The organism is Streptomyces sp. NPDC001407 (assembly GCF_042895325.1).
Taxonomy (GTDB): Bacteria; Actinomycetota; Actinomycetes; order Streptomycetales; family Streptomycetaceae; genus Streptomyces.
The window spans coordinates 1-18885 of record NZ_JBIAWF010000028.1; the positions used below are offsets into that span (position 1 = coordinate 1).

Consider the following 18885-nt stretch of genomic DNA (forward strand, 5'->3'; position numbering starts at 1 on the left):
ACCACACCATCTCGCCAGCACGCGGAACATCCGGGCCCACCAACGCCGGATGCGACTCCCCCGCAGCCAACGCCTCAAGCGCCCCCACCCGCTCCGCACCCACCACAACAGCACGGTGCTCATGGGACGCACGCGTCGTCAGAAGCGACCAACCCACCTCGGCCGGATCCGCTCCGGTGACAGCCTCGCTCAAGCGGTGCGCCTGCTCGCGCAACGCCTCCAGGCTGCGCGCCGACAGCACCCACGGCACCAGACCATCAGCAGGCTCCAGCTCCCTTGCCGGTTCCTCCGGCTCGGGAACATGCTCAATGATCAAATGCGCATTGGTACCGGACGCGCCGAACGACGACACCCCCGCCCGACGCGGCCGATCCGACTCAGGCCACGGCACCGCCTCCGACACCAGCCGGACCGGCCCCGCCTCCCAGTCCACATGCGGCGACGGCTCATCCACATGCAAACTCGCCGGCACCACCCCACGCCGCATCGCCATCACCATCTTGATCACACCCGCCACACCAGCAGCAGCCTGGGTGTGCCCGATGTTGGACTTCACCGACCCCAGCCACAACGGCCGCCCATCCGGCCGCCCCTGGCCATACGTAGCCAGCAACGCCTGCGCCTCGATCGGATCACCCAGCGTCGTCCCCGTACCGTGCCCCTCCACCACATCCACATCCGACGCCACCAGCCGACCACTCGCCAACGCCTGCCGGATCACCCGCTCCTGCGACGGACCATTCGGCGCAGTCAACCCATTACTCGCACCATCCTGATTCACCGCCGAACCACGCACCACCCCCAACACCCGATGCCCACGACGCCGAGCATCCGACAAACGCTCCAGCAGGATCAGACCGACACCCTCCGAGAAGCCGACTCCGTCCGCCGCTGCCGCGTACGGCTTGCAACGGCCGTCGGGTGACAGGCCACGCTGGCGGGAGAAGCCCGCGAACACGTCGGGGTCGGCCATCACCGTCACGCCACCCGCGAGGGCCAGATCGCACTCGCCCTGCCGCAACGCCTGCGCCGCCAGGTGAATCGCAACGAGCGAAGAGGAGCACGCGGTGTCGACCGTCACCGCCGGGCCTTCCAGGCCCAGCGTGTAAGCGACCCGGCCGGAGACCACACTCCCCGAGCTCGCCAGATAGGCGTAACCCTCCAGTTGGGCGTCGGCCTCGGGGAATGCCTTGCCGTAGTCGTGGTACATGACACCCACGTACGTACCGGTCAGCGTGCCCTTCAGCGAAGTCGGATCGATGCCCGCACGCTCCAGCACCTCCCACGACGCCTCCAACAGCAACCGCTGCTGCGGATCCATCGCCAACGCCTCACGCGGACTGATCCCGAAGAACGACGCATCGAAATCACCCGCGTCATGAAGGAACCCACCCTGATCGCTGTAGCTCGTGCCGGGGTGATCGGGGTCGGGGTGGAAGAGCCGGTCGAGGTCCCAGCCACGGTCGGTGGGGAAGGCGCCCATCGCGTCCTGCCCGGACTCGACCAGATCCCACAGCTCGTCGGCGGAGGACACCCCGCCCGGGAATCGGCAGGCCATGGACACGATGGCGATCGGCTCGTCCACCCCCACGGTCACAGGAAGCACAGCAGGTGCGGCGACCGGGCCACCCAGCCGCGTGCACAGATAGGCGGCCAGTGCCTCGGGCGTGGGGTGGTCGAAGACCAGCGTCGCGGGCAGTCGCACATCGCTGGCGGCCGACAGGCGGTTGCGCAGTTCCACCGCCGTCAGCGAGTCGAAGCCCAGGTCCTTGAAGGCGGCGTCCACCTTCACCTGGGCCGCCGAGCCGTGGCCGAGCACCGCGGCGACGTACTCGCGTACCAGGCCGGTGACGGCGGCGAGGCGGCCCTCCTCGTCGAGGCCGGCGAGGCGGGTGGCGAGCGCGCCGTCGGTCGCCCCGGTGGCCGCCACGCGGCGTCGCGCGGTGGGCGGGGCGAGGGTGCGCAGCAGCGGGGAGAAGCCGTCAGCCGTCGTGCGCGGGTCGAGGTCGGCCGCCAGGACGTACGGGCGGCCGTGGCCGCGGGCCGCGTCGAGCAGGGCCAGGCCGCCCTCGGTGGTCAGGGGCGCGAAGCCGGTGCGCTTCATGCGCGCCAGGTCCGTCTGGCTGAGCTGTCCGGTCAGGTCGCTGGTGGCCTGCCACAGGCCCCAGCCGATGGAGAGGCCCGCGAGGCCCTGGGCGCGGCGGTTGCGCATGAGCGCGTCGCAATAGGCGTTGGCGGCGGCGTAGTTGGCCTGGCCCGGGCTGCCCAGTATCGCTGCCGCCGAGGAGAAGACCACGAAGAACCCGAGTGGCAGGTCACGTGTCGCTTCGTGCAGGTGGTGCGCGGCAGCCGCCTTGGCCGACCACACCTTGGCCAGGCTCTCGGGGGTCTGCGCGGTGACGACGGCGTCGTCCAGGACGCCCGCGGCGTGCACCACACCGGTGAGCGGGTGGGCGGGGTCGATCCCCGCGAGCAGTTCGGCGACCGCGGCGGGGTCACTCACGTCGGCCGCCACGACGGACGCCTCGGCACCCAACTGTCCGATACGCTCGACGAGCTCGCTCGCGCCCGGCGCGTCCGTGCCGCGCCGTCCGGCGAGGAGCAGGTGCCGTACGCCCCATTCACGTACGAGGTGCTCAGCCACCGCCCCGCCGAGCACACCCGTGCCGCCGGTGATGAGCACGGTGCCGTCCGGGTCGATGTCCTCGGCGGTGCTCTCCGGCGTGCTGTCGGCACGGGTCAGCCGGGGCACGCGGATCTCGTCGGCGCGCACGGCCAGTTGCGGCTCGTCCACGTGTCGCGCCGCTGCCACGGCGGTGGCGAGCGTGTCGTCCGGGCCGAGGTCGATGAGGGTGAAGCGGCCGGGGTTCTCCGACTGGGCGCTGCGGATGAGACCCCATACGGCTGCTGCGGCCGCGTCCACCTCAGTGTCGTCGTCGGCCGCCGTCGCGCCGGTCGTCACCAACACCAGTCGGCTGTCGGACAGTTGTGAGCACGCGAGCCAGTTCTGTGCCAGGTCGAGGATCTGTGCGGCGAGCGTCAGGCCGTCCTCGTCCGCGCCGTGCTCTACCGGGGCGGCCACGAGCGGCGGTGCCGGGTCGCCCGCCTCGACGGACGCCATCAGATCCGCGAGGCCGGAGCCGTTTTGGCCCAGGGCGACCCACGTGCCTTCCTCGGCCTCCGGCTGCCCGGCGGCGGATGCCGACGGGGCCCACTCCAGGTCGAACAGGCCACTTCGCGGGCCGCGAGTCGCCGCCTCGGTGAGCCGGTCGATGTCGGCCGGGCGCGAGTGCAGGCCCCGCACGGTGAGCACGGGGGCGCCGACGGCGTCGGCCACGGTGATCCGTACGCCCTGCTCGGCCCCTTCGCCGAGCGGCGCGATGCGCACCCGGACCGTGGTGGCCCGCACGGCGTGCAGTTCCACGTCGTTCCAGGCGAACGGCAGCCAGATCCGCGCGCCGTCGGAGGGCGGCAGGAGCAGCGCGGCCGGCTGGAGGACGGCGTCGAGCAGTGCCGGGTGGATGCCGAAGCCGTCCGGGTCGCCTGCTTCCTCGGGCAGCGACACCTCGGCCAGTACGTCGCTGCCGTGCTTCCACAGCGCCCGTACGCCACGGAACGCCGGCCCGTAGCCGTATCCTGCCCGGTCCGCTCGTGCGTAGAGGTCCGTGACGTCCACCGCTTCGGCGTCGGCGGGGGGCCAGGCACCGTCGAGCATCCCCGCGTCGCGGCCGGCCGGTTCGGGGCTGAGCAGCCCGGCCGCGTGGCAGGTCCATGGGTGCGTCGAACCGAAGGCGTCGTCGTCATCGGGGCGCGAGAACACCTGGACGTCACGGCGGCCACGCGTGTCGGCGGCGTGCACGACGACCTGGATCTGCAGGCCCCCGGAGGCGGGGAGCACGAGCGGCGCCTGGAGGGTCAGCTCCTCCAGGGTGGGGCAGCCCGCCTCGTCGGCGGCCCGCAGCACCCACTCCACCTGCGCGGCACCGGGCACGAGGGCCTGGCCCGCCACGACGTGATCGTCGAGCCAGGCGCCCGACTGCCGCGACACCCGGCCGCTCAACAGCTGGACGTCCCCGCTGGCCAGGCCCACCGAGGCACCCAGGAGCGGATGCCCCGACGCGGCGAGCCCGAGCCCGGCGGGGTCGCCTGCCCGCCCGCCGGAGGGGGCGAGCCAGTAGCGCTGGTGCTGGAAGGCGTACGTGGGCAGGTCGACCGTACGAGGCGCCGGCTCGGTGGGGAACCAGCGCCGCCAGTCCACGTCCGCACCCACCGTGAACGCGTGCGCGGCGGACCGCGTCAGCTGAAGAGTGTCCCCATGGTCGCGGCGCAGGGTGGGCACCACCGTGGCGGAGACACCCGCCTGCTCGATGGTCTCCTCCATACCCATGTTCAGGACCGGGTGAGGGCTCGCCTCGACGAAGACGCGGTAGCCATCCGCCAGCAGGGCCTCGACCGTGTCCGCGAAACGGACCGGCTGCCGCAGATTCGTGACCCAGTAATCCGAGGACAGCACCTCGGAGTTGACCCGCTCGGCCGTGACCGTGGAGTAGAACGCGACATCGGTAGCTTGCGGCTCGATACCGGCCAGACGATCGGCCAGCAGATCCGCGATCCCGTCGACCTGGGGGCCGTGCGAGGCGTAATCCACATCGATGAGACGGGCGCGGAGCTCGCGCCCCTGCGTGTCGGCCACGACGGCAGCCACCTGCTCCGGAGGTCCGGAGATCACGGTGGACGAAGGGCCGTTCACAGCAGCGATACCCACCCCGGCGTGCCCGTCGATGAGCTCGGCAGCCACCTCCCGGCCCACCCCCAGCGAAGCCATCGCGCCACGCCCGGCCAACTGCCGCAGAGCATCACTGCGCACGGCGACAATCCGCGCCGCGTCCTCCAACGACAACGCACCGGCCACACACGCAGCCGCCATCTCACCCTGCGAGTGGCCGATCACCGCGGCAGGCCTGATCCCGTACTCGGCCCAGACGGCAGCAAGAGAAACCATCACCGCCCACAGAACCGGCTGCACCACCTCCACCCGCGACAGCTCCTCGCCACCGCCGCGCAACACCTCCGTCAGCGACCAGTCCACATACGGCGACAACGCCCGCTCACACTCAGCAATACGCGCCGCGAACACCGGCGATTCATCGAGCAGTTGGGCACCCATGCCCACCCACTGCGACCCCTGCCCCGGAAACACCAGCACAGGCCCCGGACCCACATCCCCCGCCACCCCGGACACCACATCCGGCGCGACCTCACCCGCCGCCAGCGCCTCAAGAGCCGCGACCGCCTGAGCACGATCCCGCCCCACCACCACGGCCCGGTGCTCGAAAGCCGACCGCGACGTCGCCAACGACCAGCCCACATCCAGCAGAGAGGACTCCTCCGACGCGAACACACCCAACCGACGAGCCTGCTCCCGCAACGCCTCACCGGTCCGTCCGGACACCACCCACGGCACTACCGCACCCGGCTCGGGCTCCGGCGCATCGACCGTGGCGTCGGCCTCCGGCGGCTCCTCCAGGATCACATGCGCGTTCGTCCCGGACATCCCGAACGCGGACACTCCCGCCCGGCGCGGCCGCTCGCCACGGGCCCAGGGCACGGGCTCGGTCAGGAGCCGGACGGAGCCGGAGGACCAGTCGACGTGCGGGGTCGGCTCGTCGGCGTGCAGGGTGGCGGGCAGCAGTTCGCGCTGGAGGGCCATCACCATCTTGATCACACCGGCGACGCCGGCGGCGCCCTGGGGGTGGCCGATGTTGGACTTCACCGAGCCGAGCCACAGCGGGCGGTCGTCGTCGCGGTCGCGGCCGTAGGTGGCGAGCAGGGCCCCGGCCTCGATGGGGTCGCCCAGCCTGGTGCCGGTGCCGTGCGCCTCCACGGCGTCCACCTCGGCGGCGCCCAGGCCCGCGTTGGCCAGGGCGGCGCGGATGACGCGCTCCTGCGAGGGGCCGTTGGGGGCGGTGAGGCCGTTGCTCGCACCGTCCTGGTTGACGGCCGAACCCCGCAGGAGGGCGAGGACCTTGTGCCCGTTGCGGCGCGCGTCCGACAGGCGCTCCAGCAGGATCAGGCCGACGCCCTCGGAGAAGCCGGTGCCGTCGGCCGTCGCGGCGAACGGCTTGCAGCGGCCGTCGGGCGAGAGGCCGCGCTGGCGGGAGAACTCCGTGAACATGCCCGGGGTCGACATCACGGTCACGCCGCCCGCCAGGGCGAGGCTGCACTCGCCCTGGCGCAGCGCCTGCGCCGCCAGGTGCATGGCCACCAGCGACGAGGAGCACGCCGTGTCGACGCTGACCGCGGGGCCTTCGAGGCCGAGGGTGAAGGACACGCGGCCCGACAGGACGCTCAGGGCGTTGCCGGTCAGCAGGTGTCCCTCCACCGACCTGTCGGCCTGGCCACTGCCGAAGCCCGGGACGCCCGCGCCGACATAGACGCCGGTGGGGCTGAGCTTCAGGGTGGCCGGGTCGATGCCGGCCCGTTCCAGGAGCTCCCAGGCGGTCTCCATGAGCACCCGCTGCTGCGGGTCCATGGCCAGCGCCTCGCGCGGGCTGATGCCGAAGAAGGAGGCGTCGAAGCCGGGTGCGTCGTAGAGGAATCCGCCGTGGCGGACGTAGCTGGTGCCCGGGTGCTCGGGATCGGGGTGGTAGAGGCCGTCCAGGTCCCACCCGCGGTCGGTGGGGAACGCGCCGATGGCGTCGCCGCCTTCGGCGATCAGCTCCCACAGCGCCTCGGGCGAGCGGGTGCCGCCCGGGAAGCGGCAGGCCATGGAGACGATCGCGACCGGTTCCTGGTAGCGCTCCTCCACCTCGCGCAGGCGCTGGCGGGTCTGCCCGAGGTCGACTGTCACCCGCTTCAGATACTGGCGAAGCTTCTCTTCGGTAGTCGGTTCAGCACTCGGCATCGAACGTCACTTCTCCATCAGCGAGGGGCACGGAAGGGCGGGCCACCGGTCAAGGGATGTCAGAGCTGCTCCTGAACGAGGCGCATCACAGCTCCCGGTCGATGAACGCGAACATCTCGTCGTCGGAGACGTCGTCGAGCGCGTCCAGCTCCGTCGCGCCGCCGGCGGTGCGGTCCACGCCGTTCAGCTTCGTCAGCAGGGCGTTGAGCCGCCGGGTGATCCGGCCGCGCGCCTCCTCGTCCAGCGCGAGCGTGTCCAGGCCGGACTCGATCCGGCCGAGGTCGCTCAGGACCGGGTCGGCCGCGTCCTTCAGAGGCGCGGGCGCGCCGTCGGGTGACAGGAGGGTCAGGAGGTGGTCGACGAGGGCGGCGCTCTCCGGGTAGTCGAAGACGAGCCCGGCGGGCAGCTTCAGGCCGGTGGCGGCCGAGAGCCGGTTGCGTAGTTCCACGGCGGTGAGGGAGTCGAAGCCGAGTTCCTTGAACGAGGTGTCCGGGCGGATGGCGTCGCGATCGGTGTGGCCGAGGACTCCGGCGACGTTTCCGCGTACGAGATCGAGCAGCAGGCGCTGCCGTTCGGGGACGGGCAGTCCCGCGAGCCGGTCGGCGAGGCCGTCCCCGGAGGGCGCGCCGGTGGCGGCGGTGGGGCGCCGGTCGCGGCCTCCCGGCACCGTGGTGGCCAGGGCCCGCAGGAGGGCGGGCCGGGATGCGGCGGGCTGCGCGGCGACGGCTCGCGCGTCGAAGTCGACCGCCACGAGGTGCGGGCGGCCGTGTGCGCGGGCGGCGTCGAGCAGGGCCAGGCCGCCCTCGGTGGTCAGGGGCGTGAACCCGGTGCGCTTCATGCGCGCCAGGTCCGTCTCGCCGAGGTGTCCGGTCATGTCGCTGGCGGTCTCCCAGAGCCCCCAGCCGACGGACAGCCCCGGCAGTCCGGAGGCCCGGCGGTGCTGGATCAACGCGTCGCAGTAGGCGTTCGCCGCGGCGTAGTTGGCCTGCCCCGGGCTGCCCAGCGTCGCCGCCGCGGAGGAGAACACGGCGAACAGGCCGAGGCGCAGATGCCGGGTCGCCTCGTGCAGGTGGTGCGCGGCGGCGGCCTTGCCCGCCCACACCCTGGCCAGGCTGTCGGGGGTCTGCGCGGTGACGACGGCGTCGTCCAGGACGCCCGCCGCGTGCACGACACCGGTGAGCGGGTGGGCCGGGTCGATCTTGCCGATCAGCTCGGCCACGGACTCGGGGTCGCTCACGTCGGCCGCGACGACGGAAACCTCGGCGCCCAACTGCCCGATGCGCTCGACCAGTTCGCTCGCCCCCGGCGCGTCCGTGCCGCGCCGTCCGGCGAGGAGCAGGTGCCGTACGCCCCATGCGCGTACGAGGTGCTCCGCGACCGCCCCGCCGAGCACTCCCGTACCACCGGTGATCAGGACCGTACCCTCGGGGTCGAGGGGCGGCGGGATCTCCAGGGCCAGCTTGCCGGTGTGTTTGGCCTGGCTCATGTAGCGGAACGCCTCGCGCGCCCGGCCGAGCGGCCATGCCCTGACCGGCAGCGGCTTCAGCACCCCGGAGGCGAACAGCTCGCCCATCTCCGCCAGCATCTCCCCGATCCGGTCCGGCCCGGCGTGCGGCACGAGGTCGAAGGCCCGGTACCAGGCGCCCGCATGGTCGGCCGCGACCCGGTCGGGGTCGCGCTTGTCGGTCTTGCCCATGTCGACCATGCGTCCGCCGTCGGCGAGCAGCCGCAGGGAAGCGTCGGTGAACTCGCCCGCCAGGCTGTGGAGCACGACGTCCATGCCCCGGCCGCCGGTGGCCTCCCGCAGGACGTGCTCGAAGCCGAGGTCACGGGAGGAGGCCCGATGGGCGGCGTCGATGCCCATCTCCTCCAGCACGGCGTGCTTGGCGGGGCTCGCGGTGGCGTACACCTCGGCACCCAGGTGGCGGGCGATCTGGGTGGCGGCCATGCCCACGCCGCCGGTACCGGCGTGGATGAGCAGCGACTCGCCCGCCGCGAGGCGGCCCAGGTCCACGAGGCCGTACCAGGCCGTCAGGAACACCACGGGCACCGCCGCGGCCTCCCGAAGGCTCCAGCCCTCGGGCACCGGCACGACCATCCGCGCGTCCGCGATCGCCACCGGCGCGAAGGCGCCCTCGAACAGGCCCATCACGCGGTCGCCGACGGACAGACCCGTCACGCCGGGGCCGACCTCCGTCACATAGCCGGCGCCCTCGCTGCCCGCGAAGGTGCCCTTGTCGGGGTACATGCCCAGGGCGATCAGGACGTCGCGGAAGTTCATGCCCGCCGCCCGTACGGAGATCCGCACCTGGCCGGGCTCCAGCGGTGCGAGCGCCTCGGGGGCCTCGATCACCGACAGGCTCTCGACGGTGGCGGTGCCCACGGTGCCCAGCCGCCAGGCGGGGGCGCCCACCGGCGGGACCAGCTCCGTGGCGGCCCCCGCGGGCAGCATCCTCGGGACGAGAACGCCGCCGTCGCGCAGGGCGAGTTGGGGCTCGTCCTGCTTCTCGACGACGTGTCGCAGGACGGCCGGCGGGAGGTCGTCACCGTCCGCGTCCACAAGGGCGAAGCGGCCCGGGTGCTCGGACTGCGCGCTGCGCACCAGACCCCAGACGGACGCGGCCGCCGGATCGACATCAGCGCCGTCGACGGTGGCCACGGCACCGCGCGTCACCAACACCAGCCGGGAATCAGCCAGCTCCGGCACGGCCAGGAACTCCTGGACCAAGGCCAGTGCCCGCCCCGCCGTCGCCAGACCGTCACCGGCCTCGACCGGGACGACCACCGCCCACGGCACATCGCCATCGTCCCGCACCACACCGGCCAGGCCCTCGCCGTCCGCGAGCATGACCCAGGCGTCGCCACCCGATGCGTCCAGCTCCGGCACCGGAAGCGGCGTCCACTCCACTGCGTGAAGACCGTCGGCATCGCGAGCGGTCGCCAACTGCGCGGGGTCGGCCGCCCGCAAGGTCAGGGACTCCGCGTCGAGGACGGGCGCGCCTGTGCCGTCGGCGATCGAGACCCGCAGATCCCGCTCGGCCGACTCCCCTTGCGGGGACAGCCGGACGCGGACGTGAGTGGCCTGCTCGGCGTGGAGCGATACGCCGCTCCACGCGAACGGCAGCCACATCCGCCCGTCCTCGGGCCGGTCGACGAGGAGCAGCGGGTGCAGGGCGGCGTCGAGGAGGGCCGGGTGGATGCCGGAACCGCCCGCGTCACCGGCCTGTTCGGGCAGGGCGACCTCGGCGAGCAGGTCGTCGCCGTGCCGCCACAGCGCCCGTACGCCCTGGAACGCCGGCCCGTAGCCGTAGCCGGCTTCCGCGGCCCGCGCGTAGAAGTCCGCGACGTCCACCGCCTCGGCACCCGCAGGGGGCCACTGCTCGCCCATCCGGTCCGGCACGGCTGTCGGTTCGGGGCTCAGCACGCCGACGGCGTGGCACGTCCACGTGCCCGCGCCCGGCCGGTCCGGGCGGGAGTGGACGCGTACGTCACGCCGGCCCTGCTCGTCGGCGGCGTCCACGGCCACCTGCACGGACAGGCCACCGGATTCGGGCAGTACGAGCGGTGCCTGGAGCGTCAGCTCCTCCAGGGTGGAACAGCCTGCCTCGTCGGCGGCCCGCAGCGCCCACTCCACGAGCGCGGCGCCCGGCACCAGGACCGTCCCGCCCACCATGTGCTCCGACAGCCAGGAGGGCGCTTCGCGGGTGAGCCGTCCGGTCAGTACGTACGCGTCGGTGTCGGCGAGTTCCACACTGGCGGCGAGTACGGGGTGCCCGGAGGCGGCCATGCCGAGGTCGGCCGGGTCGCCGGTGAGCTGGGTGGGTGCGTCGAGCCAGTAGTGCTGGTGCTGGAAGGCGTACGTGGGCAGGGCGACGGTACGGGGGGTGGGCTCGGCCGGGAAGAAGCGCCGCCAGTCGACGTCGACACCGGCCGCGAACGCCTGGGCCACAGCACGGGCGAGCTGAGCTACACCACCGTGGTCGCGGCGCAGGGTCGGCACCACTGTGGCGGAGACATCCACCTGCTCAATGGTCTCCTCCATACCCATGTTCAGGACCGGGTGAGGGCTCGCCTCGACGAAGACGCGGTAGCCATCGGCGAGGAGGGCCTCGACGGTGTCCGCGAAACGGACCGGCTGCCGCAGGTTGGTGACCCAGTAGTCCGAGGTCAGCGCGCCGGAGTTGATCCGCTCGGCCGTGACCGTGGAGTAAAAGGCGACATCGGTGGCTTGCGGCTCGATGCCGGCCAGACGGTCGGCCAGCAGGCCGGCGATCTCGTCCACCTGAGGGCCGTGCGAAGCGTAATCCACATCGATGAGACGGGCGCGGAACCCACGCGCCTCGGCCTCCGCGACCACTGTCGCAGTCTGCTCCGGAGGGCCCGAAATCACCGTCGAGGACGGACCGTTCACAGCAGCAATGCCCACTCCAGGGTGCCCGTCGATGAGCTCCGCAGCCAGCTCCGCGCCGACGGCGAGCGAAGCCATCGCACCACGCCCGGCCAACTGCCGCAGAGCATCACTGCGCACGGCGACAATCCGCGCCGCGTCCTCCAACGACAACGCACCGGCCACACACGCGGCCGCCATCTCGCCCTGCGAGTGGCCGATCACCGCGGCGGGGGTCACGCCGCAGTCGGCCCATACAGCGGCAAGAGAGACCATGACCGCCCACAGAACCGGCTGCACCACCTCCACCCGCGACAGTGCGTCACCGTTCCCGCGCAACACCTCCGTCAGCGACCAGTCCACATACGGCGACAGCGCCTCCTCACACTCGGCGATGCGATCCGCGAACACCGTTGATTCATCGAGCAGTTGGGCACCCATGCCCACCCACTGCGAGCCCTGCCCAGGAAACACCAGCACGGGACCGGGCCCCGTCATGCCGGCCACGCCGGACACCACATCGGGCGAAGCCTCGCCCGCGGCCAACGCGTTCAGCCCGGCCGTCAGCTCGTCCTGGTTCCGGCCCACCACCACGGCGCGGTGCTCGAAGACCGAGCGTGTCGTGGCCAGGGACCAGCCCACCTCCGTCGCGGTGGCAGCGGTGTCCCCGGCGAGGAAGTCGTCCAGTCGGCGGGCCTGGTCGCGCAGCGCCTCCGCTGTGCGGCCGGAGACGACCCACGGCATCACCGCGTCCCCGGGCTGCGGGGCCTCCTGCTCCACCGGCAGTGGCGGTTCCTCCAGGATCAGGTGTGCGTTCGTCCCGGAGATGCCGAACGAGGACACGCCTGCCCGGCGCGTGCGCTCGCCACGGGCCCACGGGACCGGCTCGGTCAGGAGACGGACGGCGCCGGAGGACCATTCGACGTGCGGGGTCGGCTCGTCCGCGTGCAAGGAGGCGGGCAGCAGCTCGTGGCGGAGCGCCATCACCATCTTGATCACACCGGCGACACCGGCGGCCGCCTGGGTGTGGCCGATGTTCGACTTGATCGAGCCGAGCCACAACGGCCGGTCCTCGGGGCGCCCTTGGCCGTACGTCGCCAGGAGGGCCTGTGCCTCGATGGGGTCGCCGAGCGTGGTGCCCGTGCCGTGGGCCTCGACGACGTCGATCAGGTCGGGGCTCTGGCCCGCCCCGGCCAGGGCGGCGCGGATGACGCGCTCCTGCGAGGGGCCGTTGGGCGCGGTCATGCCGTTGCTCGCGCCGTCCTGGTTGACCGCCGATCCGCGCAGGATCGCGAGGACGTCGTGGCCGTTGCGCCGGGCGTCGGAGAGGCGCTCCAGCAGGACGAGGCCCGCGCCCTCGCCCCAGCCGGTGCCGTCGGCGCCGGCGGCGAAGGGCTTGCAGCGGCCGTCGGGGGCGAGGCCGCGCTGGCGGGAGAACTCCACGAAGGTGTTGGGCGTGGCCATCACGGTCACGCCGCCGGCCAGGGCCAGTGTGCACTCGCCGCGCCGCAGCGCGTCGGCCGCGAGGTGCATCGCCACGAGGGAGGAGGAGCAGGCGGTGTCGACGGTGATGGCGGGGCCTTCGAGGCCGAAGGTGTAGGCGACCCGGCCGGAGGCCACGCTCGGTGTGCTGCCGGTCATGATGCGGCCCTCGTAGCCGTCCGGCTTGTGGGCGAGGAAGCGGGATCCGTAGTCGTCGTACATGATCCCGGTGATGACGCCGCACGGGGTGCCGCGCACGGCGGCCGGGTCGATGCCCGCGTCCTCGAAGGCGTGCCAGGCGCATTCGAGGAGCAGCCGCTGCTGCGGGTCGGTGGCGGCGGCCTCGCGCGGGCTGATGCCGAAGAAACCGGCGTCGAACTGGGCGGCGTCGTAGAGGAATCCGCCCTCGCGGGTGTAGCTGTGGCCGACCTGGTCGGGGTCGGGGTCGAAGAGTCCGCTCACGTCCCAGCCCCGGTCGTCGGGGAAGGGGCCGATGGCGTCCGTGCCGGTGGCGACGAGCTGCCAGAGCTGCTCGGGCGAGGTGACGCCGCCGGGGTAGCGGCAGGCCATGCCGATGATGGCGATGGGGTCGTCGTCGGTGGCCGCGCCGCGCACCGCCGGCGCGGGGGCCGCCGGGGCGGCGTCCGGCAGGTGGGTGCGCAGGTGGCGTACGAGGGCCCCGGGGGTGGGGTGGTCGAAGATCAGGGTGGCGGGGAGCCGGATGCCGGTGGCCGTCGAGAGGCGGTTGCGCAGCTCCAGGGCGGTCAGCGAGTCGAAGCCCAACTCGTGGAAGGCACGGCTCGGTTCGACGGCCTCGGGCGAGGGGAGGGCCAGCACGGTCGCGATCTGCTCGCGGACCAGGTCGCCCAGGGCGCGGTCGCGGTCGGCTGCGGACAGCGCGGCCAGGCGGGCGCTCCACGAAGTGGGCGCCGCCCCCTCGCCGGTGGCGGCCGCCGTGGCCCGGGGCCTGGGAGTGCGGACGAGGCCGCGCAGGACGGACGGCAGCGTGTGGGCGGCGGCCTGCCCGCGCAGGACGGACCGGTCGAAGCGGGTGGCGAGGACGGTGGCGTGCGGGGCGGTCAGGGCCGCGTCGAAGAGGGCGAGGGCCGCGTCGTCGGTGAGTGCGGCCACGCCGGTGCGGTGGATGCGGGCGCGGTCGGTCTCGCCGAGCCTTGCCGCCATGCCGCCGCTCGCGGACTCCCACAGGCCCCAGGCCAGGGAGGTGGCGGCGAGGCCGTGGGCGCGGCGGTGTGCTGCCAGGGCGTTGAGGAAGGTGTTGGCGGCCGCGTAGTTGGCCTGGCCGCCGTTGCCGAGGACGGAGGCGCCGGAGGAGAACAGGACGAAGGCGGCGAGGTCCAGGTCCCGGGTCAGTTCGTGGAGCTGCCAGGCCGCGTCCACCTTCGGGGCCAGGACGGCGTCCAGCTGCTCGGGGGTCATGGCGGTGACGAGGGTGTCGTCGATGACGCCCGCGGTGTGGACGACGGCGGTCAGCGGGTGGGCCGCGGGGATGCCGGCGAGGAGCCGGGGCAGCGCGTCGGGGTCGGTGATGTCGCAGGCCGCCACGCGGATGTCGACGCCTTCTGCCTCCAGTTCGCTCCGCAGGTCCGCGAGTCCCTCGGCGGCCTCGCCGCGCCGGCTGACGAGCAGCAGGTGCCGGGCTCCGTGCGCGGTGGCCAGGTGGCGGGCGGTGGCCCGGCCGAGGCCGCCGGTGCCACCGGTGACGAGGACGGTGCCTTCGGGGTCGAGGTGCCGTACGGAGGGGCCCTGCCGGGCGTCCTCCGGCTCCGGTGCGTCCCCGGGGGCGGGGCTCGTCACGGCGAGGCGCGGCACCAGGGCCGTGCCGGCGCGCAGGGCCAGCTCCGTTTCGGCCTGGGCCGTCGCCGCGGACACGGCGGCGGGCACCGTGCGGCGGGTGGCGGCGTCCTGGTCGATGTCCAGGAGCAGGATCCGGTCCGGCTGTTCGGCCTGGGCAGCGCGGACCAGGCCCCACAGCGGGGCGGTGGCCAGGTCGGCCGGGGCGTCGTCCGGGTGGGCGGCGACCGCGCCCGTGGTGAGGACGACGAGCCGGGCCGGGGCGAGGGTGTCGGAGGTCAGCCAGTCGCGCAGCAGGTTCAAGGTGGCGTGGGCGTGGGCCCGCGCCCGCGCGGGGACGTCGTCCGGGCCGGTGGGCAGGACGGGGGCGAGGACGAGGTCGGGGACAGGGTCGCCTGCCGCGACCGCTGCCGTCAGCGCGGCCAGGTCCCGGTGGTGCGTGCCGGGGACGAGGTCCGTGCCCTCCGCGCCGAGCACGGCCCAGGTCCCGGCGGTCGGTCCGTCGGCGGGAAGGGGCAGCGGCTGCCATTCCACGTGGTGCAGGGGTGTCCCGGTGGGGCGTCGGGAGCGCCAGCGATCGGCGGGGATCAGCCGCAGTTGGAGCGTGTCGACGGTGGCGACGGGCGCGCCGTCGGGGTCGCTGAGGCTCAGCCGCAGCCGGTCGGCGCCCTGGCCGCTGAGGCGGACCCGCAGCCGGGTCGCGCCGGTCGCGTAGTGGCGGACCTGGCCGAAGGAGAAGGGGAGGCGCACCGGTGAGGTGTCGTCGCCCGCGCCGTAGAGCTCGTCGACGGCGTGCAGCGCGGCGTCGAGGAGCGCGGGGTGGAGCGTGAAGTGTGCGGCGTCGGAGAGCTGTTCGTCGTCGAGGCGGACGTCCGCGTAGAGGTCGTCGCCGTGCCGCCAGGCCGCGTGGACGGCGCGGAAGGCGGGGCCGTAGCTGTAGCCCTGTTCGTCGAGGCGGGCGTACAGCGCGTCGGTGTCGAGGACGGTCGCGTCGGCGGGTGGCCAGGGCGCGGTGTCGGTGGCGGGCGGCGTGGTGGCCTCGCCCGTGGTCAGGACGCCGGTGGCGTGGCGGCGCCAGCCGTGCGTGCTCTCCGCCTCCGCGTCGTCGTCCTCGGTGTCGTCGGCGGGGCGGGCGTGGATGGTCAGGGTGCGGCGGCCGGAGGCGTCCGGGGCGCCGAGGGCGAGCTGGACGCTGACGGTGCCGGTGTCGTCGAGCAGCAGCGGGGTTTCCAGCGTCAGGTCGTCGACGGTGTCGCAGTCGGCGTAGCGCCCGGCGAGCAGGGCGAGTTCGAGGAAGGCGGTGCCGGGCAGCGGGACGCTTCCGGCGATGCTGTGGTCGGCGAGCCAGGGGTGCGTACACAGGGAGAGGCGCCCGGCGAGGAGCAGGCCGCCGTCGGCCTGCCGGATGACGGCGGGCAGCAGCGGGTGGCCGGTTGCGGTGAGGTCGGCGGCGCGGGCCGGGGCCGTGCCGTCCGGTGCGGTGCGCCAGTAGCGGCGGCGCTGGAAGCGGTAGGTCGGCAGCGGCAGCCGCTCGGTGTCGTCGGGGAAGAGCGTCGTGAAGTCGGCCGGCTGCCCGTCGGTGTGGAGCGCGGCGAGGGCCGCGAGCAGGGTGCGGTCCTCGTCGTGTCCGGTGCGCAGGGCGGTGGTGACGACGGGCCCGGGTTCCTCGTCGGGCGCCGGGGCCGGGAGGCAGTCCTGGACCATGGTGGCGAGGACGGGGTCGGGTCCCAGTTCGAGGTAGCGCACGACGCCCTGGCCGTGGAGGGTGCGCAGCCCGTCGTGGAAGCGCACCGGCTGCCGGACGTGCCGCACCCAGTATTCGGCGTCGGTCAGGAGGCCGGGGCCGGCGAGTTCGCCGGTGAGGTTGGAGACGACGGGGATCTTCGGCGGGTGGTAGGTCAGTCCTTGGGCCACGCGCCGGAATTCGTCCAGCATCGGCTCGATCAGGGGCGAGTGGAAGGCGTGGCTGACGTTGAGGCGCTTGGTCTTGTGGCCGCGCCCGCGCAGGTTCTGTTCGAGCTCGGTGACGGCGTCGGCGGCGCCGGACACGACGACGGCGGTGGGGCCGTTGACGGCGGCGAGCGAGAGGTGTTCCTCCTGGCCGGCGAGGAGTGGGAGCACGTCGTGCTCGGCGGCCTGGACGGCGAGCATGGCGCCGCCCGCCGGGAGGGCCTGCATCAGCCGTCCCCGGGCGGCGACCAGCGCGCAGGCGTCCGGGAGTGAGAGCACTCCGGCCACGTGCGCGGCGGATATCTCGCCGACGGAGTGGCCGGTCAGGTGGCTCGGGGTGACCCCGAAGGAGGTGACCAGGCGGTACAGCGCCACTTCGAGGGCGAAGAGGGCGGCCTGGGTCAGGCCGGTGCGGTTCAGGGAGGCCGCCTGCTCGGTTCCGGCCTCGGCGAACAGGGCCTCGCGCAGCGGCTGTTCGAGCAGCGGGTCCAGGTGGGCGCAGATCTCGTCGAGAGCTTCGGCGAAGGTGCCGAAGGTGCGGTGGAGCCGGGCGCCCATGCCGGGGCGCTGGCTGCCCTGGCCGGTGAAGAGGAAGGCGGCGCCTCCGGCACGGGCCGGGCCCGCGCCGCGCGTGAGTGCCGGATGGGTACGGCCCGTGGCCAGCGCTGCCAGCGCCTCGGCGCGCTCGCCGCGGTCCGCGCCGAGCACCACGGCCCGGTGCTCGAAGAGGGAGCGGCGCAGCAGGGTGCCGCCGACGTCGGCGGCGGAGACGTCCTCGTGACCGGCGAGGTGTCCGGCGAGGGCCTCGGCCTGCGCGCGCAGGGCAGGCGCGGTGCGGGCGGAGAGGAGCCAGGGCAGCTGCGGCCGGGCTTCCCGGACCGAAGTGCCCGCGGCGGCCGTGTCGTTACGGCCGGGAGCGGCGGTGAGGGCATCCGGGGAAGGGCCGCCTTCGGCAGGCTCGGCGTCAGCCGCGGGCGGCTCCTCCAGGATCAGGTGCGCGTTCGTCCCGGAGATGCCGAAGGACGAGATGCCCGCGCGGCGTACCCGCTCCCCACGCGGCCAGGTCACCGGCTCGGTGAGCAGGCGTACCGCGCCCGACTCCCAGTCGGCGTGCGGGGTCGGCCGGTCGACGTTCACGGTGGGCGGCAGCATGCCGTGGCGCAGCGCCAGGATCATCTTGATGAGGCCGGCCGCTCCGGCCGCGCCCTGTGTGTGGCCGATGTTGGACTTGACCGAGCCGAGCCACAGCGGCCGGTCCTCGTGCCGTTCCTGGCCGTACGTCGCGAGGAGTGCCTGTGCCTCGATGGGGTCGCCGAGCTTCGTCCCGGTGCCGTGCGCCTCGACGGCGTCGACCTCGGCGGGCGAGAGCCGCGCCCCGGCGAGTGCGGCGCGGATGACGCGCTGCTGGGAGGGCCCGTTCGGGGCGGTCAGGCCGTTGCTGGCGCCGTCCTGGTTGACGGCCGAACCCCGGATCACCGCGAGGACCTCGTGCCCGTTGCGGCGGGCGTCGGAGAGGCGTTCGAGCACCAGCAGGCCCGCGCCCTCGGAGAAGGCGGTGCCGTCGGCGGCGGCCGCGAACGGCTTGCACCGCCCGTCGGCGGCCAGGCCCCGCTGCCGGGAGAACTCGGTGAAGACGTACGGCGTGGTCATCACCGTCACACCGCCCGCGAGGGCGAGGTCGCACTCGCGGCGGCGCAGCGCGTGGGCCGCCAGGTGCACGGCGACCAGGGACGACGAGCAGGCGGTGTCGATCGTGACGGCCGGTCCCTCGAGACCGAAGGTGTAGGCGAGGCGGCCGGAGAGCACGCTGGGGGCGTTGCCGGTGACGAGGTGGCCCTCGGCCTCGAGGTCGATGTGCGGGGTGCCGAAGCCGGGCAGGGCGGCGCCCGCGTAGACGCCGGTGCGGCTGCCCTGGAGCGACTGCGGGTCGATGCCCGCGCGTTCGAGGGCTTCCCAGGCGCACTCCAGGAGAAGCCGCTGCTGCGGGTCGAGGGCCTGGGCCTCGCGCGGGCTGATGCCGAAGAACTCCGGGTCGAAGAGGTCGGCGTCGTGGAGGAAGCCGCCCTCGCTCGCGTAGGTGGTGCCCGGGTGGTCGGGGTCGGGGTGGAAGAGGCGTGCCAGGTCCCAGCCCCGGTTGTCGGGGAAGGCGCCCAGGGCGTGGCCGCCCGCGGCGACCAGCTCCCACAGGTCCTCGGGGGTGCGCACACCGCCGGGGTAGCGGCAGGCCATCTGGACGACGGCGACCGGTTCCTGGTCGCGCTCCTCCGCCTCGCGCAGCCGCTGCCGGGTGGCGTGCAGGTCCGCGGAGACGCGCTTGAGGTAGTCGACCAGTTTCTCTTGGCTCACCATG

General features: G+C 73.7%; 2 protein-coding genes. Both read right to left on the reverse strand.

The genetic code is table 11. The annotated features are described in order from the left end of the window. On the reverse strand, nt 1-6904 hold a 6904-nt coding region (locus ACFY1P_RS29755), incomplete at its 3' end, for a type I polyketide synthase (RefSeq protein ID WP_390752371.1). 85 nt (nt 6905-6989) lie between these two features. Further along, nucleotides 6990-18884 carry an SDR family NAD(P)-dependent oxidoreductase gene (locus ACFY1P_RS29760; protein ID WP_390752372.1) on the reverse strand — a complete coding sequence of 3965 codons (11895 nt, stop codon included), beginning with the start codon at nt 18882-18884 and terminating at the stop codon, nt 6990-6992. Nucleotide 18885: the final 1 nt, after the last annotated feature.